The organism is Ancylomarina sp. YFZ004, from assembly GCF_054254355.1.
In genome coordinates, this window is record NZ_JBTCHQ010000006.1 from 253,959 (window position 1) to 275,269 (window position 21,311).

General features: G+C 35.7%; 17 protein-coding genes. 15 read left to right on the plus strand and 2 right to left on the minus strand.

The annotated features are described in order from the left end of the window. Positions 1-57: 57 nt before the first annotated feature. Complete coding sequence (locus ACXR6G_RS11935) at positions 58-675, plus strand: hypothetical protein (protein ID WP_458361661.1); 618 nt, start codon at positions 58-60, stop codon at positions 673-675. Between the two features lie 75 nt (positions 676-750). Here ACXR6G_RS11935 and xerD read toward each other — a convergent pair whose 3' ends face one another. Further along, positions 751-1,659 (minus strand): site-specific tyrosine recombinase XerD, encoded by a 909-nt coding sequence (gene xerD, locus ACXR6G_RS11940; protein ID WP_458361662.1) that lies wholly within the window; start codon positions 1,657-1,659, stop codon positions 751-753. A 188-nt stretch (positions 1,660-1,847) separates the two neighbouring features. Between xerD and aroQ the strand changes: the two genes are divergently transcribed. Continuing rightward, the gene (gene aroQ / locus ACXR6G_RS11945; RefSeq protein ID WP_458361663.1) at positions 1,848-2,279 is read left to right on the plus strand and encodes a type II 3-dehydroquinate dehydratase; all 432 of its coding nucleotides are present in this window, start codon (positions 1,848-1,850) and stop codon (positions 2,277-2,279) included. Between the two features lie 602 nt (positions 2,280-2,881). After that, positions 2,882-4,294, plus strand: coding sequence for a pyruvate kinase (pyk, locus tag ACXR6G_RS11950; protein ID WP_458361664.1), 1,413 nt, complete (start codon positions 2,882-2,884; stop codon positions 4,292-4,294). Between the two features lie 75 nt (positions 4,295-4,369). Here the strand turns inward: pyk and ACXR6G_RS11955 are convergent, their stop codons facing one another. Beyond that, positions 4,370-6,196 (minus strand): peptidase U32 family protein, encoded by a 1,827-nt coding sequence (locus ACXR6G_RS11955; RefSeq protein WP_458361665.1) that lies wholly within the window; start codon positions 6,194-6,196, stop codon positions 4,370-4,372. Positions 6,197-6,550: 354 nt separating this feature from the next. On the opposite strand from ACXR6G_RS11955, the gene ACXR6G_RS11960 reads away from it, so the two are divergent. From ACXR6G_RS11960 to ACXR6G_RS12015, 12 genes are all read left to right on the plus strand, one after another. Next, on the plus strand, positions 6,551-7,330 hold the full coding sequence (locus ACXR6G_RS11960; protein ID WP_458361666.1) for an enoyl-CoA hydratase/isomerase family protein: 780 nt from the start codon (positions 6,551-6,553) through the stop codon (positions 7,328-7,330). A 63-nt stretch (positions 7,331-7,393) separates the two neighbouring features. Further along, positions 7,394-8,725 carry a 3-hydroxyacyl-CoA dehydrogenase family protein gene (locus ACXR6G_RS11965; protein ID WP_458361667.1) on the plus strand — a complete coding sequence of 444 codons (1,332 nt, stop codon included), beginning with the start codon at positions 7,394-7,396 and terminating at the stop codon, positions 8,723-8,725. 525 nt (positions 8,726-9,250) lie between these two features. Next, on the plus strand, positions 9,251-10,495 hold the full coding sequence (locus tag ACXR6G_RS11970) for a thiolase C-terminal domain-containing protein (RefSeq protein ID WP_458361668.1): 1,245 nt from the start codon (positions 9,251-9,253) through the stop codon (positions 10,493-10,495). Between the two features lie 57 nt (positions 10,496-10,552). Beyond that, the gene (locus ACXR6G_RS11975; protein WP_458361669.1) at positions 10,553-11,692 is read left to right on the plus strand and encodes an acyl-CoA dehydrogenase; all 1,140 of its coding nucleotides are present in this window, start codon (positions 10,553-10,555) and stop codon (positions 11,690-11,692) included. Positions 11,693-11,785: 93 nt separating this feature from the next. Beyond that, positions 11,786-12,535 carry an electron transfer flavoprotein subunit beta/FixA family protein gene (locus ACXR6G_RS11980; RefSeq protein ID WP_458361670.1) on the plus strand — a complete coding sequence of 250 codons (750 nt, stop codon included), beginning with the start codon at positions 11,786-11,788 and terminating at the stop codon, positions 12,533-12,535. Positions 12,536-12,606: 71 nt separating this feature from the next. Then, positions 12,607-13,572 (plus strand): electron transfer flavoprotein subunit alpha/FixB family protein, encoded by a 966-nt coding sequence (locus ACXR6G_RS11985; protein ID WP_458361671.1) that lies wholly within the window; start codon positions 12,607-12,609, stop codon positions 13,570-13,572. A gap of 66 nt (positions 13,573-13,638) precedes the next feature. Then, the gene (locus tag ACXR6G_RS11990; protein ID WP_458361672.1) at positions 13,639-14,898 is read left to right on the plus strand and encodes a 4Fe-4S dicluster domain-containing protein; all 1,260 of its coding nucleotides are present in this window, start codon (positions 13,639-13,641) and stop codon (positions 14,896-14,898) included. 36 nt (positions 14,899-14,934) lie between these two features. Beyond that, positions 14,935-15,732, plus strand: coding sequence for a (Fe-S)-binding protein (locus ACXR6G_RS11995; protein ID WP_458361673.1), 798 nt, complete (start codon positions 14,935-14,937; stop codon positions 15,730-15,732). A gap of 60 nt (positions 15,733-15,792) precedes the next feature. After that, positions 15,793-16,620: a mechanosensitive ion channel family protein gene (locus tag ACXR6G_RS12000; protein ID WP_458361674.1), complete on the plus strand. Its 828-nt coding sequence runs from the start codon at positions 15,793-15,795 to the stop codon at positions 16,618-16,620. Positions 16,621-16,865: 245 nt separating this feature from the next. Next, positions 16,866-18,473 (plus strand): carboxyl transferase domain-containing protein, encoded by a 1,608-nt coding sequence (locus tag ACXR6G_RS12005; RefSeq protein ID WP_458361675.1) that lies wholly within the window; start codon positions 16,866-16,868, stop codon positions 18,471-18,473. A 39-nt stretch (positions 18,474-18,512) separates the two neighbouring features. Then, the gene (locus ACXR6G_RS12010) at positions 18,513-19,301 is read left to right on the plus strand and encodes an enoyl-CoA hydratase-related protein (protein WP_458361676.1); all 789 of its coding nucleotides are present in this window, start codon (positions 18,513-18,515) and stop codon (positions 19,299-19,301) included. Positions 19,302-19,310: 9 nt separating this feature from the next. After that, positions 19,311-21,287, plus strand: a complete 1,977-nt coding sequence (locus tag ACXR6G_RS12015; RefSeq protein WP_458361677.1) for an acetyl/propionyl/methylcrotonyl-CoA carboxylase subunit alpha — start codon at positions 19,311-19,313, stop codon at positions 21,285-21,287. Positions 21,288-21,311 lie beyond the last annotated feature (24 nt).

Here is a 21,311-nt window from a genome sequence, read left to right on the forward strand (position 1 = left end):
TGTTATTGCTAGAGCTTATAGCTCAAGATTCATTATCTTAAAAGGAATACCTTATCTATGAGAAATCTCCTCTATATAGTAGCTTGCTTACTTATATCGATTATTGTCGGCTTACTTTCTCCTCTAATTTCACCAGAATTATTTAAACCTGATAATAGAGAAGAAATAGAATATACCGAAGTCGTTGAAATAGAACCCGAAGAGATAGCCGTTAATGTTATAGATACTATCAAAAAGAAGGATGAGAAACCCGTAGTTGTTGTGGAAGTTAAGTCTATTCCAAATGAAAAAAAAGACGTTGATAATTATGTAGAGGAACTACCTCCTGAAACGCTGTTTCGAATTAATAGATATGGCAAGTGGGAATTCTGGAATTATTATCGTGATGTGAGTCGGATGAAGTTCTCAAAAAAAATGAGAAACTTATATGAAGAAACCTACGGCATAAAGAATCTAAAAGATCCTAAGTTTAAATATTCTATACATGTTTTTGCAAGTAAGAAAACAACTCGTGTTAGTCAGCTCAAATTGACAGGACTATACGAGAATTTTGATAATGATGAGAGTCTTTATCGATATTTTTATCGTAGCTACGATAATTATTGGGTATGTCGTCGAGAGTTAAGAGATATTCGCTCTAAGGGCTTTCCTGATGCTTATATTGTGAAACTATAAACGGAGTCAGATTCAGAATGTTAAGAATATAAAAGACAAAAAAAAGAGTAGCGATTAGCTACTCTTTTTTTTTGATTATTGATCTTTAGATCTTGGATGACAATTCTTAATTGTCTCTTTCAAATAATCTCTATCTAAGTGCGTATAGATTTCAGTTGTTAAAATAGACTCATGTCCTAACATCTCTTGTACAGCTCTTAAGTCAGCACCACCTTCTACTAGGTGAGAAGCAAACGAGTGACGGAAAGTATGAGGAGAAACATTCTTAGTTAAACCAACTTTCTTAGAAAGGTTTTTAATGATAGTAAAAATCATAACACGAGAAAGCTTACGACCTCTACGGTTTAGGAATAAGATATCTTCGCTATCCTTATCGATGTTCAATTTACCTCTATAGTTCTTAAGGTAAAGCTTGATTTCTTTTTTAGCTCTTTTCCCAATTGGAATTAAACGCTCTTTGTTTCCTTTTCCGTGAATTTTAATAAAACCCATTCTGAAATGTAAGTTCGAAACTCTAAGATCGATCAATTCAGAAACACGAAGTCCACAAGAATATAAGGTTTCAAGAATTGCTCTGTTTCGTTGTCCTTCAGCTTTGTTTGTATCAACAGCTTTTACTAAAACATCAATTTCTTCAACTGTTAAAGTGTGAGGAAGTTTACGTCCAATCTTTGGAGCTTCCAATAAAGCTGTTGGATTTCTGTCAATTATTTCTTCAAGTAATAAGTACTTAAAGTAAGCTTTAATACCAGAAATAACTCGAGCTTGAGTTCTAGGGCTTGTACCTGCGTCATTAATCCAAGTAACAAAGTCCTTAAGGTCTTGTAAAACAACTTCAACAGGGGCTACAGTTCTACCTTGCTCCTTGAAAAACGTTGTTAATTTAGTGATGTCATTGATGTAAGCATCAATAGAATTCTTAGACAAAGACTTTTCTAACGTGAGATAAGTCTTGAAATTCTCAATTGTTGTTATCCAATTCATTTCAATTAATTTTAAGTATGTAGTTTAGTTGTAATTGTTAATCAAATCTATTTTACTAGTTTTGCTTTAACGATAGCAATATACGTACTTTTATGATAATATTACAAAACATTGTATGAATTTATTACGTAAGGTTTGCGAAAATCGAATAAGAACTCTATGTTAAACTAAAGTGAAATTTTGACGAAATGAAAATTTTAATCCTAAATGGACCTAATTTGAACTTATTAGGGACTAGAGAGAAAACGATTTATGGATCTGAAAGCTTCGATCAATATTTCGAAGAATTGATGCGACTATTTCCTAATTTCACTTTAGAATATTTTCAATCAAATATTGAAGGTGAGATTATTAACAAGATTCATGAGGTTAGATTATCTTATGATGGAATCGTTTTGAATGCAGCGGCTTATACGCATACTTCAGTTGCAATTCGAGATGCAATTTCAGCTGTCGATCTTCCAATTATTGAAGTACATATTTCAAATGTACACAAAAGAGAAGCCTTTAGACATACTAGCATGATTAGTGCGAGTTGTGTTGGTGTTATTGCTGGATTTGGCTTGGATTCATATCGATTAGGAGTAGAAGCCCTTTCAAAAATTTATCAAGATAAATAAGTTTTTTTTGACAAATGGTGATTTTATCTTCGATAAGAGATTTATCATTTGTCATTTTTTTGTATTTATCAAAATTGACGAATTAATGTTTTGAATAGATTAAAATCTGATTCAAGAAAATAATCGTTAAACTCACCTAAGTTATTTAGACCTATTCCATTTATACACTTCGCAAACGTTTTACAAAGCCCTTCTCCTTTAATATTCTGCGATACGATGGTTTATACCTGCAAAAATTCATACTTTAGTATTTGAAGAGGAAATCAGATGTCTATATCTGAGAATTTGCTTTTGTTTTGTGTTAAAATAACATACTTCTAAGCGTGAATTTTAGATTTCTACAACCCTGTTTTATAAAATGAAAATGACTGATGATTTGTCGTGTTTTTGTTAAAAACTAATGGGCTTATATGAAATTCTTACGTGTTTATGCTAGTTTATTACTGTGTTAGAAATATGAACTTTGTTAAAAGATTTACTTATCTTTTATATGTAGATTTCTAATATAAAGTACATACTAAATAATACACAATTCTTCTTTTCATAAATTTGTTATTCATACTGTTGTCAGTATACGTTCGGTTTATATTAAAATTTTAATTATGAAGAAAGGTACCAAAATCATTGCTACAATCTCTGATAAGAAATGCGATGTTGAATTTTTAACTGAACTCTTTGAAGAAGGGATGAATGTCGTTCGTTTAAACACGGCTCATCAGTCTCACGCTGATGCACAGAAGGTAATTGATAATGTACGAGCGGTTTCAGAGAAAATTGCCTTATTAATCGATACAAAGGGACCTGAGATTAGAACAGTTGATATTAAAGAAGACTTCTATCTTTCTAAAGGAGATAAGATGAAAGTAGTTGGATCTAAATCAAATATTAGTGAAAAAAACACTTTCGCTGTTAGTTATGAGTTTTTTGTACAAGATATTAACGTAGGAGATAGGGTGCTTATTGATGATGGAGATCTTGAACTTCTTGTGATTGAAAAGAATGATGATTTCTTGACTGTTGAGGCACAGAATGATGGTGCTTTGAAGAATCGTAAGAGTGTTAATATACCTGGTGTTTCAATCAACTTACCATCCTTGAGCGAAAAGGATAGAGAATTTATTCAATTTGCCATAGATCAGGATATTGATTTTATCGCTCATTCTTTTGTTCGCAAAAAAGAGGACGTTTTAGAGATTCAGAAGATTCTTGATGCAAGAGAGTCTAAGATTAAGATTATTGCTAAGATTGAGAATCAAGAAGGTGTTGATAATATAGATGAGATTCTTGAATATGTATATGGTGTAATGGTTGCAAGAGGTGATTTGGCAATCGAAATCCCAGCTGCAAAAATTCCTGTGATACAACGACGTATTGTTCGCAAATGTATCGATGCTAAAAAATCGGTGATTATTGCAACTCAAATGTTACACTCGATGATAGAAAATCCTCGCCCAACTCGTGCCGAGGTGAGTGATATTGCCAATGCAATTTACAACAGAACTGATGCTATCATGTTAAGTGGTGAAACGGCATACGGCGATTATCCTGTTGAGGCTGTTCGAGTAATGACTGAGGTTGCTAAGGAAGTTGAAAAAGAGTTGGTGCCAGATAAATTAGATCGTGAACCGAGACATAAGGAGGTAACTTCAGTTTTGGCACGTTCAGCTGTAAATGCTTCTCAATTTCTTCCTATTAAAGCAATTGTAACTGATACGCTTACTGGTAGGACAGGACGTTATTTATCTGCCTATAGAGGAAATGTTCCAGTTTATGCTCTTTGTTACTCTAAACGCGTGATGAGAGAATTGGCTTTGTCTTACGGCGTGGAAGCTGATTATAAAACATTGTTAGCTAGTCGTGATGAATTTGTGAAGGAAGCGTTATTAACCCTAATGGAGAAAGGTTACTTCACAAGTGAAGATTCTGTTATTATCTTAGGAGGTAGTTTTGGACCTTCAAAAGGTGTTAGTTTTATGGAAGTTTCCAATGCTTATCAACTAACCCATAAAGTTTAGTCTATTTTCGAATTAGTATATAACACAAATGCTCATATCTTATAAGATATGAGCATTTGTTTTTTTGTGATTAGTTTATTTGGGCATTAAGATGACCTTCATTTCACAACGTTGGCAATTAAATTCCAAACTGTATTTTCTGTTGTTATCTACCAAATAAAGTGGTCCTGGTTTTTCGCCAATAGTTTTCACCAATTTAGGACACTTGCCAAATTCGTAACGTAAACAATGTTTGGTCACCATAAGCGTTTTTCCATCGAAATTTTTCTGAAGTTCGAAGGCTTTCTCAATATCATTAACACCACATTTTTTATAGAAATCCTCAGCTTTACAATTACTTACATTTCCCATATAAGTAATTTTGTCAGAATAATATTTTGGATGAGAAATTAAAGGACGGGTTTCCTCTTTTTCTGCAAATTCAATCCGTGCCCGAGTTAAATCTTCGAGGGTTTTTCTTCTAAGTTCATTTAATAACTTAGCTTGTATGAATGGAGTGTTCTCCAAATTCAGTTGTATGGATCCTAATTCATAAATTGAATCACCCAGCTTTGATAGTTGTTTTTCAATATTACTTTTCGCCATATCTTCATTCTTGGCAAGCTCGAATGATTCATCTATACTATTTGAAGCAGATATACCATTCTCATCAGTGATATGTAAGCAATATTGCTCACCTAATTGTTCAAACAGAATATCTATGGAGATTTTACGAGTGCTTTTGTCTTGCTTTAACTCCTTGGCAAACTCATGATCGTTGTTGCGATAAAGTGTTACGTCATCGCAAACCATGCCCATATCGTTTGGATAAATTTTATCACCCTTAACACCATTTACCTGTATACCTTTCAATAGCTTGCTTTTATTGAAAAAACATAAACCATCACCATTGTGAATAGGAAGTTTACTTTTAACAATGAAGTGATCTTTTCGAACTGCGATGATCTTCCCGATTTCCTTACCTAATGCTTTCGGTGAGAAGAAATTTGCAATCTCAGGCACTCTTCCTTTGAAGAAATAAGGGGTGAAACCACGATTGAAAGTTCTCTCAGGATCTGCTTTGAAGTTGACTTGAGTATTTCCTGAAGAAGCTCTTTCAAGTTTCTTGTTTTGATTTATAGTTTGATCTAACTTCTGGCTGTAATGACTGGTTATATTTTTTATATATGAAATATCTTTTAATCGACCTTCAATTTTAAGTGAACAAATACCTGCATCCACAATATCTGAAATCTCGTTTGAAAGGTTTAGGTCTTTAAGCGAAAGGAGGTGTTTGTCTTTTGCCAAAATATTGCCATCAGCATCTTCTAAATCGTACTTCATACGACAAGCCTGACTGCATTCGCCACGGTTGGCCGATCGACCTGTAATGGCATGTGAGAAGTAACATTGTCCACTTAGGCAAACGCAAAGTGCTCCGTTTACAAAATATTCTAAATCGACATTAGTATTGGCTCGTATTTCTTTTATTTGTTCAAGAGAGAGTTCTCTGGCTAAAATAATACGCTTAAAACCTGCCTTTTCAAGAAACTGAATGCGTTCTAAATCGAAATTATGAGTTTGTGTGCTGGCATGCAACTCTATAGGAGGCAAATCCATTTCCAAAATACCCATATCCTGCACAATAAGAGCGTCTGCTCCTAATTTGTAAAGGTCATGAATTAAAGCTTCAGCTTCTTTTAGTTCATTGTCATACAAAATGGTATTCATTGTAATGAATACTTTGGCCCAGTATTGATGAGCATATTTAATTAGCTCTCCAATATCTTCTAGAGTATTGCCTACGGCAGCACGGGCTCCAAATTTTGGAGCTCCTATATAAACAGCGTCTGCACCATAGTTTATGGCTGCAATACCTGTTTCAAGATTCTTAGCCGGAGCTAAAAGTTCGATTTTACGCATTTGTTTCAATTTGATTGCGAAGATAAGATATTATAGCTGAAATTCTGTTTAAGAGATGAGCTACTCAGGAAAAAGGGGCTCAGAATTTATCTTATAGATGAAATTTAATTTGCAATCAGTTTACTTTCTCAAATATTTTGTGTCAAACATGGTTTTAATCAGGGGATTATCATATCTATATATTCTCTCATCAGATTTAATTCAAGAAGTCACTTTTTTTTCTAAATTTATGATCTCTAACGCAAAGGTTTCCGATAAGTTGAAAATTTCATTTCATGGACTAAGATAATCTTTACTGTTACTTATTAATTAACGAATTAAATCATACCTATTACTTATACAACACACAATCTTATGAATTTTTCTTATCTGATTTATGAAGAAAGGGATGAGGTTGGTATTCTGACTCTGAATCGTCCGAACGCCTTAAACGCTCTTAATAATGAAGTCTTTGACGAATTGCAGTCTTTTCTTGATTCGTTTAAACAGTCAATTAATGTCAGAGTTTTAATAATAACTGGTGCAGGAAAAGCTTTTGTTGCTGGTGCTGATATTAAAGCTTTCCAGGATATGACTGTTCAGGAAGGCTATGATTTTTCAGAGAAAGGTAAATCTGTCTTTCGAAATATTGCTCAATTACCAATTCCTGTTATTGCAGCTATTAATGGTTTTGCTCTTGGTGGGGGCTTAGAGTTAGCTTTAGCCTGTGATATTCGTGTAGCCAATAAGGATACTCGATTGGGATTACCAGAAGCGTCTTTAGGTTTAATTCCAGGTTTTAATGGAACCGTTGAAGCTTTAAAACAAATTGGTTTAGGTCATGCCATGTATTTAATGATGACTGCCGGTGGTGTTAAGGCTACTGAAGCATATGACTTGGGATTGGTTCAAAAATTGGCTGAGGCTGACCAAGTTCTTGATCAAGCTATTGATATGGCTAAGAAGATTGCTAAGAATAGTCCGAATGCACTTCGTTTATTAAAGACAGTTTTACGTGAGGGTAAAGAGATGACTCGTACGGATGCTGAAGAAATGGAATCTAAAGAATTCGGAAATTTATTTCAAGCAGATCAGACTGAACGAATTGAAGGTGTTAACGCATTTATTGAGAAACGTAAACCAAACTGGAAATAATCACAGGCTTTTAGATTTGTAATTGTAAATTCAATATCTGAAATCCAAAATCAAAATAACAAAATGAACTACATTAATAAATACACAAACATAAGTCTATTAGGTGCTGCAGGTAAAATGGGTAGCGGTATTATGGCTCTTTTAGCATTCGAAGTTGGAAAACTTAAGATAGGTGCTAAACGTGAAGAAACTTTTGTGATTAATGCAATTGATGTTTCTCCTGAGGCATTAGAAGGCTTGTTGAAGTATTTAAAATCTCAACTTTTAAAGTCGGGTGAGAAAAATATCGTTGAGCTAAGAGAGTGGTATAAAGATTCAGCTGAGCTAGTAGAAAACGAGCAAGTAATTGAAGCTTATGCCAACGATGTGATGGCAATGATCAAAACAAGTACACGTATCGAAACGGCTTATGATTCTCAACTTGTTTTTGAAGCAATTAAAGAAGATAAAGGCTTAAAAGTAAAGTTGTTCTCACAGATCAAGCAGAATAACCCGGATACTTGGTTCCTAAGTAACACCTCTTCAATTCCATTGGGTGAGATTGACAAGGAAGCTGGTTTGAATGGTGATATTGTTGGTTTCCATTTCTATAACCCACCAGTTATTCAGAAATTACTTGAAGTTATTCCAGTAGAAAATATCAACCCTGATTTGATTAAGTTATCTGAAGAGTTAGCAAAATCGATGAGAAAGATTGTTGTTTACTCTAGCGATGTAGCTGGATTTATTGGTAATGGTCATTTTATGCGTGATGCTTTATTTGCTTTGGATCAAGCTAAAGGGATGACAAATGAGATTTCTTTGGCAGATGCGATTTATCGTGTTGATACTGTAAGTCGTGATTTATTACTTCGTCCAATGGGTATCTACCAATTGATGGATTATGTAGGGGTAGATGTGATGTGCTTTATTCTTAAGAGTATGCAAGCTGCATTTCCACAAGAAAAATTATCTCATGAAATTTTGAGCCAATACATCGAACTTGGTGTAACAGGTGGTCAATATTCTGATGGTTCTCAGAAAGATGGTTTCTTCCAGTACGAGAAAGGTAAAATTGTTGCTGTTTACGATATGGTTGCAAAAGCTTATAAGGCAATTGCAGATGTGAAAACTTCTAATGAGGCTTATTTTACACCTCAACCTTCTGGAAAATTGAATTGGAAAACGGTGATTCGCGAAAGAGAGAGAGAAGCTATTCTATCTCCATTCTTTAATGAGTTAAAAGTATTAGCTAGTCCTGCTTCTAAACTGGCTGTTGCTTACGGACAAAAGTCTAAAGCTATCGGACAATTATTAGTTGATGGTGGTGTTGCTGCTGATACCAATGCAGTAAATAAAGTGATGGAAACAGGTTTCTATCATTCTTATGGTCCAGTAAACAACTATTTCGAATAGGATTATTCTTATTATAGATATGATAAAGCTCAACTTCGGTTGGGCTTTTTTTATACCCCATGATTTCTGAGTTTTATGATTCCCATATAAATTGGAATTTTTCTTGCCGAATGAGTCATATCGAACTTATTCATCAATATAATCGTTTGTTGGTTCAGTATTTAGAGCTTTGAGCTGTAAGGGTTATAATTGGGAGCTTACAGTTCATTCTTTCTAATTTGACATTTTGATTAGATAATAAATTCAGTATTATATAAAATAAAAAAAGCATTTATCAATTTGTACTCTTTATGCTGTATTTACTAGATGTATCGATTCTCTTATGTTTATTTAAAATAAATAAGCTTGGTCATGATTCTGATTTTAAGTGAATTATTACTAAATTAAGTCACTGAAACGATGTTTTGCTTCACCAATTGAGCAATAAAGTCTAGACTATAAGAACTTAATTTCACACTAAAATTAAGACTCAATTAGTCTTTCCTATTCGTTTGAATAGAGATTTATTAACAAATGCTAACTCATATGAAATCCCCACGTCGAAAAATCTACATGCTTGCCGGTTATAATACCGTATCAATGGGAACAGGTCGTTCCGAATTCAATCCTAAAAAAGGTAGTCGTCCTCTGGAAAGTTACATCAAGGAAGCTGGGCAAGCAGTGTTAGAAAATATCGGCGGCGCAGATAAAGTAGACGAAGGCGTTATTGGGAATTTTATGGCTGCTCGATTTAATAATCAGGCAAATTTACCCGCATTTTTCCCTTTAATTGATGAAGGTCTTAAGTTTAAGTCAGCGGTAAGTGTTGAAGGGGCTTGTGCTTCGGGAGGTTTGGCTTTAGTATCTGCCATAAAATCGGTATTAGCAGAAACTGCAGATGTGGTGTTGGCTTTGGGAGTTGAAGTTCAGAACACAAAGAAAGCAGTATATGGTGCTGATATTCTAGCTGCAGCAGGTTGGAATCAATCTCGAAAAGCTGGACATGCCTATTTCTTTCCAGGTGTATTTAGTAAAAGAGCTGGAGCTTACTATAAAAAATATGGAAAAGACCGAACTCGAATGGCCATGAGCCAATGGTATGTTAATGCTATAGAAAATGCCAGACTCTGTCACACGGCTCAAGAAGCGGAGAATAAAAAATCAAATTTATACGATATGGCACTTAAGATGCCATTGAATCCTAAGAAATTTGTTGATCATTTAACTGTTCTCGATTGTTCTAAGGTCTCAGATGGTGCTTCAGCTATTGCTGTTGTTTCAGAGGAGGGTTTAAAACGTTTAGGTTTTAAACCAGAAGAAGCTATCGAAGTACTTGGTTTTGCACAAGTGACATCAGATATTACTCAAGACCCAACAGATCTTACCGTTTTAGAAACAACAAGAAATACTGTTACAAAAGCATTAGATATGGCAGGTATTAGTATCAGCCAGCTAGGCACAATTGAATTACACGATTGTTTTTCAATTGCAGGTATAATGGCTATTGAAGCTATTGGCCTAGCAAAGCCAGGAAAAGGAATCGATTTCGTGATCGATGGGAAAACAAAAAGGAATGGAGAAATGCCAATTAACACCACTGGGGGACTAATTGGATGGGGACACCCAACTGGAGCAACAGGCGTTCATCAGGCAGTTACCCTATGGGAACAATTGACTGGCAAAGCAGGTGATGCCCAAATTAAAATTAGTAAGGATAGACCTTATGCCTTAAGTATTAATATGGGAGGTGATGATAAAACATTGGTCTCTATTGTATATAAAAAGGGCTAGAATTGGAATAAAAAATAACCACACACACTAACTATTAACCCTTAAACAAACCACACTATGAATTTTGAACTCACCGATGAACAAGAGATGATTCGAGATGCAGCTCGTGACTTTGCACAACGTGAATTATTACCAGGAGTGATTGAACGTGACGAAAATGCAACTTACCCCAAAGAACAAGTTAAACGATTAGGCGAGCTGGGATTTCTAGGCATGCTGGTTAGTCCTGAATATGATGGAGGAGGAATGGATACTGTTTCCTATGTTTTAGCAATGGAAGAAATATCCAAAGTAGATGCATCCGTTTCAGTTATCATGTCTGTAAATAATTCTTTAGTTTGCTGGGGAGTTCAGAAATATGGAAGTGAAGCTCAAAAAGAGGAATTCTTAAAGCCAATGGCTAGAGGAGATAAGATTGGAGCCTTTCTGCTTTCAGAGCCTGAGGCAGGTTCGGATGCTACATCACAAAGAACGACTGCTGTTGATATGGGAGATCATTATTTGGTAAACGGTATAAAAAACTGGATTACTTCGGGAGGAACGGCATCAACCTACTTACTAATTGCTCACACCCATCCAGAAAAAAAGCATCATGGCATAAATGCCTTTCTGATAGACTCAAAATTAGAAGGGATTACTATTGGTCCACATGAGAATAAAATGGGAATGAGAGCTTCGGATACCCACTCAGTCATGTTTAATAATGTGAAGGTACCTAAGGAGAATCGTTTAGGAGAGGATGGACAGGGTTTTACAATTGCAATGAAATCACTTGAGGGTGGGCGAATAGGAATTGCTTCGCAAGCTTTAGGTATTGCATCAGGTGCTTACGAGTTAGCCTTGCAGTATGCTCAGGAGAGAAAGACCTTTGGAAAAGAAATTTTTAAGCATCAAGCTATTGCCTTTAAACTGGCCGACATGGCAGTTGAGATTGAAGCTTCTCGCTACTTCTGTCTGAAAGCCGCCTGGCTAAAAGACCAAGGAAAACCTTATGGACAAGCAAGTGCTATGGCTAAATTATATGCTGCTGAAACAGCTATGAAAGTGACCACAGAAGCCGTCCAAATTCATGGCGGTAATGGCTATGTGAAAGAGTATCATGTTGAACGTTTGATGCGTGAAGCAAAACTAACTCAGATCTATGAAGGTACCTCAGAGATACAAAAAATTGTTATTTCAAGGGGATTATTAGCATAGATTGATTATCTTAATTAAAGATTTATGAATATTAGAATACCTATTTCTAGTATCGAACTATAAATCAATACTAACCACAAAAATATAAACCATATGAAAATATTAGTTTGTATCAGTAATGTTCCCGATACCACTACCAAAGTAAAGTTCACCGATGATAAAAAGCAGGTTGATGATGCAGGTGTTCAGTGGATTATCAACCCATGGGATGAACTAGCTTTAACCAGAGCCATAGAATTGAAGGAAGATGCTAACAATTCAATTGACGAAGTTTGTGTTATTAATGTAGGCTTACCTAAATGTGATGCAACTTTAAGAAAAGCACTAGCAATTGGAGCTGATAAGGCCATCAGAATTGATGCTGATCCTATTGACGCTTATTTTGTCGCAGGTCAAATTTCAGACTATCTTAAAAACAACCCTTTTGATATTGTTCTAAGTGGTATTGAATCGAGCGATTATAATGGCTCTTCAGTAGGAGGTATGCTCAGTGAGTTTATGGATTGTCCTGCCATTTCATCGATGACTAAACTGGAAGTTGAGAATGGGAATGTAATTATTCATAGAGCCATTCCAGGTGGAAAACAAATACTCGAATTGACACCTCCTTTTGTAGGTATCGTTCAAAAAGGAATCACGAATGAGCCAAGAATTCCAGCTATGCGTGGCATTATGATGGCAAGAAAGAAGCCTTTAGAAGTCGTGTCAGCAGTTGAAATGGAATCTCTAAGTCATATTGTTGAGTTTGAATTACCAATAGCCAAAGCGTCGTGTAAAATGATAGATGCTGAACAATTGGAGGAATTGGTAGATCTACTCAAGTCAGAAGCCAAAGTTCTATAGGCTATTACAATTGACTTTATTATTAGTGATTAGATAAATTTGAGAAGATAAATTCTAAAATATTATATGCTATGTCAGTAATCGCATTTGCAAAAAATTGGGAGGGTAAATTTAAAAAATCAACTTATGAGTTGGTTTCCTATGCTAAGGATTTGGCCTCTCGTCTTAATACACAAACTCTCGTTCTTTCGATTGGAGAGGTTGACGAATCAGAATTGGAAAAATTGGCTCAATATGGAGCTGATAAAATTATTTCTGTTGATGATTCCCGTTTAAATATTCTTAGTAGCCGTATTTATGCTGAAGTTATTAATCAAGTCGTAAACAAAGAGAATGTTTCCTGTGTGATCTTGAGCGATAATAATTCGGGAAAGGCTATTTCACCACGTTTATCAGTTAAACTGAAAGCAGGATTGGCAGCAGGTGTTTTAGATGTGCCGAAATCTTTAGATCCTTTTGTAATAAAGAAGCAAGTCTTCACGGGTAAGGCTTTTGCTTACGTTCAAATTGACTCTGAAAAGAAGATATTGACATTATCGAAGAATTCCTTTGGTATAGTCGAAAACCCAACGAGTTTAAACCTCGAGAAGTTTACACCTGAGCTAAGTGATGGTCTCTTTAAGATTAAAGTAAAATCTGTAGAGAGTGCTGATAATAAAATTATTTTGGCTGATGCTGATATTGTGGTTTCTGCCGGTAGAGGAATGAAAGCTGCTGATAATTGGCAGCCCGTTGAGGATTTAGCTTCTGTATTGGGAGCAGCAACAGCATGTTCACGCCCAGTATCTGATGATGGTTGGCGTGGTCACGAAGAGCACGTCGGACAAACAGGTAAGGTGATTGCACCAAATTTGTATTTCGCAATTGGTATTTCAGGAGCTATTCAGCATGTAGCTGGGGTTAGTCGCTCCAAATGTATAGTTGCTATCAATACCGATCCTGAGGCACCCATTTTTTCTGTGTCTGATTATGGTGTTGTTGGTGATGCTATGACAGTGCTTCCAAAATTAACTGAGATTATTCGTAGTGGAGAGTAATACACATTGAGTCAGCTCTTGTAGCTGACTCATTATTTTCAAATCTAAAAGCTAACCCTATACATCATGATAAAGCAAACCCTATTTACTGTTGTTCTTCTTATTACCCTAGGTGTTTTTGTTTGGTCGGTATTTCGCTTAAGAGCTTTCTTTAAATTGACTAAGCCTGCATACCCCATAAAGAATATATCAGCACGAATAACACGTACATTGAATGTTGCGTTTGGACAGAGTAAAATTTTCAGAAAACCCGTTATTGGTTTCATGCATGCGCTAGTTTTTTGGGGTTTTTTAGTGATCACTTTGGGGAGTATCGAGATGGTTTTTGATGGGCTTGTAGGCTCTGATCGATCCTTTGCTTTTATGGGCACTTTTTATGATGTGATGATGGCATCTGGAGATGTGTTTGCTTTTATTATTCTGGTTTTCATTATTTTCTTCATCATCAGAAGAAATTTCTTGAATATCTCTCGTTTTAAAGGCGTTGAGATAACGCCTAAAACGAATTTAGATGCTCAATTGTCGCTTTATTTTATTGGTTTCCTAATGTTATCCCTATTGGTGTTTAATTTGGGTTATATCAGTAACCACTCCAATGAGGTTTTGGGTGTTTATCCTGTCTCTTCTAAAATTATCCAATGGACTTCCATGGATTTTGGAGCTTTGCAAGAATCGGGTTGGTGGGTTCACATCCTATTGATATTTATTTTTGCGAACTACCTGCCTTACTCTAAGCATTTCCATGTATTCTTATCTATACCAAATGTTTTTCTATCTAATCTTGAGCCATTAACAAAATATCCAAACCTTGAATCTATAACGAAAGAGGTAAAATTGATGTTAGATCCTGAAGCAGCTTACGATGATAGTGAAGAAGTAACGCGCTTTGGCGTCAAGGATATTGAGGATGTCACTTGGCGTAATTATATGGACTCATTAGCTTGTACTCAGTGTGGACGATGTACTGATGTTTGTCCTGCAAACATCACTGGCAAGCTTTTATCACCCCGTAAAATATTTGTTGATTTAAGACACCGAATGGATGAGAAAGGTGCTCTTATATTACAAGGGAAAGAAGATGCGAAGAGTTTAATCAGAGATTATATTAGCGAAGAAGAAATTTGGGCTTGTACATCCTGTAATGCATGTGCACAAGAGTGCCCTATAGAAATAAGTCATCCAAATTTGATTATGGATATGCGACGGTATTTAGTGATGGAAGAAGCTTCAGCTCCAGCCGGATTGAATGCCATGTTTGCAAATATTGAAAATAATGGAGCTCCATGGCAATATTCTCCTGAGGATAGAATGAAGTGGGCAGAATAATTGATCTTAAAAATTGAAAAATCATATCTAAATTATATGAATAAAGACACGAAAATAAATATTCCAGTAATGGCTGATGTCGCTGCTAAAGGCGAACTAGTTGAGTATTTATACTGGGTAGGATGTGCAGGAGCTTTTGATCTTCGTTATCAGAAAGTGGCTCGCTCATTTGCAAAAATATTGAATCACCTTGAATTAAGTTATGCTGTTTTAGGCACCGAAGAGAGTTGTACTGGTGATGCTGCAAAACGTGCAGGTAATGAGATGCTATTCCAGATGCAAGCCATGCAAAATATTGAAATTTTAAATGGATATGGCGTTACGAAAATCATTTGTACTTGCCCTCATTGTTATAATACCCTTAAGAATGAATATCCAGATTTAGGCGGTCATTACGAGGTGATTAATTATACTGAGTTTTTAGATGATCAAATTAAAAAGGGAAACTTAGACTTAGACAAGAATCCATTTGAGAATCAATCTATCACTTATCATGATCCATGCTATTTAGGTAGAGGAAATAAGATCTATGATGCACCTAGAAATATTGTAAAGGCTGTTTATGGTGAAGTTAAAGAGATGAAACGATGCAAAAGTTCAGCTCTTTGTTGTGGTGCAGGAGGAGCTCAAATGTTTAAGGAAGCTGAAAAGGGAGATAAAGAGGTCTTTATTGAACGCACCGAAGATGTGCTCGAGCAAAAAGTAGATAAAGTGGCTACAGCCTGTCCTTTTTGCATGACCATGTTAACTGATGGGATAAAGTTTAAGAATAAGGAAACCGAAGTTGAGAACCTGGATATAGCAGAAATTGTTGCACAGGCTCTAGATCTATAACATATACTACGGCTTCGCTATTTATAGTGAAGCAATGAATTTTTTGAAACAAATTAATTAATGGGAATAAGTGAATTTTTAAATTACAGTTTGATTACGTCTAAGAACTTTAGTCTGACTGTTTATGGTGTTCTAATCGTTATTGGTGTCGTTATTGTAACCATTATTATCTTAAGAATACTGAAGCGTGTTTTTAAACGTTTTATTGCCAAACGAGAGAGAGATCAAGGTGTTTATTGGTCAGTTTTCTTATTTGTAAAATATCTAACTTGGGTAATTGTTGTTATAGCTCTACTTGATACGGTAGGCGTACAGATTTCTGTTCTACTTGCCAGTATCGCGGCTCTTTTGGTTGGAGTTGGTTTGGGGATTCAACAACTCTTCAATGATATTGCCTCAGGTTTGGTTTTAATAATAGAAAGAAATCTACAGATTAATGATGTCATTCAATTGGATGATGACACGGTTGGTAAGGTAATTGAAATTGGCTTGAGAACTTCTAAAATTAAAACAAGGGATGATATTGTGATGATTGTTCCAAATTCGAAGTTTGTTAATGACAGAATTATTAATTGGAGCCATATCGATTTTAAAACTCGTTTTTGCGTAGAAGTTGGTGTGGCTTATGGTTCTGATGTGAAGTTGGTAAGTGACTTATTAAAAGCTTGTGCCATGGCTCATAATAAGATTGCTAATAAACCAGAAGCTTTTGTACGTTTTAACAATTTTGGAGAGTCTTCACTCGATTTTCAATTATACTTCTGGGTGCAAGAGACCTTCTTAGTTGAAAATATTAAAAGTGATTTGAGATTTGCCATTGATGAGGCTTTTAGAAAGAATGGAGTCACAATTCCATTTCCTCAAAGAGATGTGCATCTTATAAAATAAAGTGTTTATTTTGATAATGAGAGGGAAAGATGTTGATTGAGGAGAAAGCATTCTCGGATAAATCTTAATGATCTTTAATAAGCTTAGATAATTAGTTTTTCTTAAGGTAATATTTTAATTAAGAAAAACAGATCTGCTAGTATTTTGTTTAAATTTGATTTATATTCAAGTAAAATTTGAATGTATTGACTTGATGAATATAATGAACATGATATGTTCAGTTGTCTCACGAAAAATGAAAAACATTGTACCGCTTAAAATCAAAAATAGATACACAATCTGAAGAATTTATTTCGAACAAAGCTGCTTATGCAACTTTGGTAGAGGACTATCGTCAAAAACTGAAATCAGTTATTGAGGATGCTGATCCTAAAGCAAGAGAAAAACACCTCTCTAGAGGAAAGCTTCTGGTACGCGATAGGATAGAACTTCTATTAGATAAAAACACCCCATTTTTAGAACTTTCACCACTTGCAGCTTATAACCAGTACGAAAATAAATTCCCATCAGCTGGAATAGTCACAGGAATAGGTGTTGTGCAGGGACGAGAATGCATTATTATTGCTAATGATGCAACCGTTAAAGGTGGAACCTACAATCAATCAACAATTAAGAAGCATATTCGAGCTCAGGAGATTGCAATGGAAAATCACTTGGCTTGTATTTATATGGTCGATTCAGGAGGTGCTTTTCTTCCTGAGCAGGCTAATGTATTTCCTGATAAGTTGGATTTTGGTCGATTCTTCTTCAATCAGGCTCAAATGTCAGCCAAAGGCATTCCTCAAATTGCAATGGTGATGGGATCGTGTACTGCTGGTGGAGCCTATGTGCCTGCCATGAGTGATGAAACCATTATTGTTAGAGGACAAGGCACCATCTTTATTGGTGGACCACCCTTGGTTAAGGCGGCTACTGGAGAGGAAGTCACTGCCGAAGAACTTGGTGGTGCTGAGGTGCACACATCAACATCTGGTGTAGCCGATTATTTGGCTGAGAACGATAGACATGCCATTCAAATCTGCCGAAATATTTTTGAATCGATTCCAATTCCTCAAAAACAAACCTTAGATAAGATAAAGGCTGTAGAACCGGCTTATGATCCTTCAGAATTGTATGGATTAGCACCTTTAGATCTCAAGAAGCCTCTAGATGCTCGTGAGCTGATCATGAGAATTGTTGATGGTAGTTCTTTTAATGAATTTAAAGAACGTTACGCCCCAACTATTGTAACAGGCTTTGCACGAATAATGGGCTATCCAGTCGGGATCATAGCCAATAATGGTATTATTTTCTCCGAAACATCTCTTAAAGCAGCCCATTTTATCGAGTTGTGTTGTCAGCGTAAAACACCTTTGGTATTCCTTCAAAACATTACTGGCTTTATGGTCGGTAAAGAATACGAACATCGAGGAATTGCTCGTGATGGTGCCAAAATGGTTCATGCTGTGGCTAATGCGCAAGTACCCAAATTTACGGTTATTGTAGGTGGTTCTTTTGGAGCTGGAAATTATGCAATGGCAGGACGTGCTTATGAGCCCCGTTTGTTGTTGATGTGGCCAAATGCCAGAATTTCAGTTATGGGTGGTGAACAAGCTGCAGGTGTTTTGGTTCAAGTGAAAGAACAACAGTTAAAATCAAGAGGTCAGGTGTTTGATGAGGCTGAGAAGAACAAACTTCGTGATAATATCCTTCAGAAATTTGAAGAAGAAGGCTCTCCATATTACAGCACATCACGTATGTGGGATGATGGTATTATAGATCCATTGGAAACCAGACAAGTCCTTGCTTTAGGTATTGCAGCTTCTCAAAATAAAGAATACGGAGAACCTAAATTTGGCGTATTCCGAATGTAATCCTAAGTGTTTTTTTGAAAATTGAATGAAACATAGATCATGTATAAGACGATAGAATTTAAAATAGAGAATCAGATTGGTTACGTTTATTTGAACCGACCTGAGATACACAATGCCTTTAATGAAGTCATGATATCTGAGTTGATTCATTGTTTTGCTGAGGTAGGAAAAATGGATTATACTGAAATTCGTTTACTTATTATTGAAGGTAGAGGTCCTTCATTTTGTGCTGGAGCAGATCTAAAATGGATGAAGTCGGTTGTTAATTATTCTCATGAAGAGAATTATCAGGAAAGTTTTAAGTTGTCACAATGTTTTAATGCTATTTACTCCTGTAAGTTTCCAACAATAGCCATGGTTCATGGGGCAGCTATAGGTGGCGCTAATGGTTTATTAGCAGCTTGCGATTTTGTACTTGCCGATAAAAAAGCTGTTTTCTCACTTAGTGAAGTTAAAATCGGTATCGTTCCAGCTTGTATTTCGCCCTATGTGATGAAAAGAGTTGGGGAATATAAATCTAAAGAATTGATGCTTACAGGAATCCGTTTTTCGGGAAAAGAAGCTGAAAAATATGGCCTTGTGAATTGGTCACTGGGAGTGAAGAAAAGAAAAGCTAAACTCGAGGAATTGATTCAAAATCTTGGCACTAGTGGACCTATTGCAGTTTCTCAGTGCAAGCAGTTAATCTATGATATGAGTAATAGACTGAGTCATGAAGAAGCTATGACTTATACAGCTAAAATGATAGCTGATCTGAGAAAATCAGATGAAGGACAAGAGGGTATGAATTCCTTCCTGGAAAAGAGAAAACCGAATTGGGTGAAATAATAGATACAGATGTATTATAAACGACTATTAATAGCAAATAGAGGTGAAATTGCCGTTCGAATTATTCGAACCGCTCATAAATTGGGTATTTCGACCTTGGTTATTTATTCTGATAAAGATAAGGATGCTGATCATGTTCATCTTGCTGATGAGGCATACCCTCTTAATGGAGATGACTTGTTGTCAACTTATTTGAATAAACAACAGATAATTAAGATTGCTGTTGAGAATAAGGCCGATGCGATTCACCCAGGTTATGGATTTCTTGCAGAGAATCCTGAATTTGCTAAAGCCTGTTCAGAGGCAAAAATTGATTTTGTGGGGCCTGATGCAAAGTCCATTGAATTGATGGGAAATAAGGTTAACGCTCGTGAATTTGCTGTTTTACAGAATTTGCCTGTCCTTGAGGGGATTGTAGGCGATAAGGCTACTTTACTTAAGAATTCTTCAAGGTTGCAATTTCCAGTTTTGGTAAAAGCAGCTGCAGGTGGTGGTGGTAAGGGGATGCGCATTGTTAGATCAAAATCAGATTTGGAATTAGCTATTACGGCAACATCTCGTGAGGCTGAAAAATACTTTGGTAATGGTGAAGTGCTATTAGAACGTTATATTGAAAATCCACGTCATATCGAAGTTCAGATTCTAGCAGATAAGCATGGGAATGCCATTCATTTGTTTGAGAGAGAATGTTCGATTCAGCGTCGTTTCCAGAAAATCATTGAAGAAGCGCCATCAGCAAGTGTAAGCCCTGATCTTAGACAAAGAATGGGGAACGCTGCCGTTCGTTTAACTCAAGCTTTAGGCTATTCTAATGCGGGTACAATTGAGTTTTTGATGGACGAGAACAATGAGTTCTACTTCCTGGAGATGAATACGAGAATTCAAGTTGAACATCCCGTTACTGAAATGATTACGGGTATTGATTTGGTTGAAGAGCAGCTGGCGATTGCATCAGGTAAGAAACTCAGATATAATCAAGAGGACATTGTTTTGAATGGTCATGCCATTGAAGCCAGAATCTATGCTGAAGATCCTGAGCACGATTTTATACCTGCTCCTGGAGATATTGTGCTTTATAAGGAACCGGTTGTTACAAACACTAAGCTTCGTGTAGATTCGTCACTTTCGAATGCGAGTACAATTTATCCGGATTTTGATCCAATGATCTCGAAATTGATTGTATGGGATGAAACAAGAGATTTAGCTATTAATGGTTTGCAACAAGCCTTGTCAGGTTATCATATTCATGGCATAAAAAACAACATTCACTTTCTTAAGAACCTGATTGGAACGAATGAATATATTCAAAATCAGATTTCAACTCATTTCTGCAAGGATAATGAGAAAGAACTTTTAGTTCGGATGAATCAAGATCAGCAATCCATTGATCATGCTTTATTCTATGCTGCCTTCTCACATTTTGACTTGCATATAGACCAAGCTAAAAACATTTGGGAAGAAATAGGCTATTGGCGTAATGCCAGACAAGTATTTAAGTTAACTCACGATGATAAAACGATTGAAGTTTCTGCAATTGATGAAATGACTTACGAGATAGATAGTAAGCCTTATCGTTTTGAAAAGCTAGAATTGAATGACAATTGTATTGACCTGATTTATAAAGGGAAAATCTATTCATTCTATGTTTCAAAGGATGAGCGTAATGAAGCACATATTTCATGTAAGGGGATACTTGTGAGTTTGAGACGTTGGTCTGATTCTGTTAATGAACTTTTCAATGAGAGCTTTGAAAGTGAAAGTAATTCTGGAGATAGGATTCTTGCTCCTCTTCCGGGTAAAGTTGTTAAGATTAATGTAAAGTCAGGAGATAAAATTCAAAAATCAGATGTTTTACTTATTCTGGAATCCATGAAAATGGAAAATAGCATATTGGCACCTTTCGATGCCGTTGTTTCTGAAATAGTGATTAAGGAAGGTGATCAGGTTAAAAGTCAAATGGAACTTATAAAATTGATTGAGGCGTAGGATAAATTATGAACTTATACGATT

Coding starts and splice junctions, on each gene's coding strand:
- ACXR6G_RS11935 (WP_458361661.1), top strand. CDS start 58: ATGAGAAATCTCCTCTATATAGTAGCTTGCTTACTTATATCGATTATT.
- xerD (WP_458361662.1), bottom strand. CDS start 1,659: ATGAATTGGATAACAACAATTGAGAATTTCAAGACTTATCTCACGTTA.
- aroQ (WP_458361663.1), top strand. CDS start 1,848: ATGAAAATTTTAATCCTAAATGGACCTAATTTGAACTTATTAGGGACT.
- pyk (WP_458361664.1), top strand. CDS start 2,882: ATGAAGAAAGGTACCAAAATCATTGCTACAATCTCTGATAAGAAATGC.
- ACXR6G_RS11955 (WP_458361665.1), bottom strand. CDS start 6,196: ATGCGTAAAATCGAACTTTTAGCTCCGGCTAAGAATCTTGAAACAGGT.
- ACXR6G_RS11960 (WP_458361666.1), top strand. CDS start 6,551: ATGAATTTTTCTTATCTGATTTATGAAGAAAGGGATGAGGTTGGTATT.
- ACXR6G_RS11965 (WP_458361667.1), top strand. CDS start 7,394: ATGAACTACATTAATAAATACACAAACATAAGTCTATTAGGTGCTGCA.
- ACXR6G_RS11970 (WP_458361668.1), top strand. CDS start 9,251: ATGAAATCCCCACGTCGAAAAATCTACATGCTTGCCGGTTATAATACC.
- ACXR6G_RS11975 (WP_458361669.1), top strand. CDS start 10,553: ATGAATTTTGAACTCACCGATGAACAAGAGATGATTCGAGATGCAGCT.
- ACXR6G_RS11980 (WP_458361670.1), top strand. CDS start 11,786: ATGAAAATATTAGTTTGTATCAGTAATGTTCCCGATACCACTACCAAA.
- ACXR6G_RS11985 (WP_458361671.1), top strand. CDS start 12,607: ATGTCAGTAATCGCATTTGCAAAAAATTGGGAGGGTAAATTTAAAAAA.
- ACXR6G_RS11990 (WP_458361672.1), top strand. CDS start 13,639: ATGATAAAGCAAACCCTATTTACTGTTGTTCTTCTTATTACCCTAGGT.
- ACXR6G_RS11995 (WP_458361673.1), top strand. CDS start 14,935: ATGAATAAAGACACGAAAATAAATATTCCAGTAATGGCTGATGTCGCT.
- ACXR6G_RS12000 (WP_458361674.1), top strand. CDS start 15,793: ATGGGAATAAGTGAATTTTTAAATTACAGTTTGATTACGTCTAAGAAC.
- ACXR6G_RS12010 (WP_458361676.1), top strand. CDS start 18,513: ATGTATAAGACGATAGAATTTAAAATAGAGAATCAGATTGGTTACGTT.
- ACXR6G_RS12015 (WP_458361677.1), top strand. CDS start 19,311: ATGTATTATAAACGACTATTAATAGCAAATAGAGGTGAAATTGCCGTT.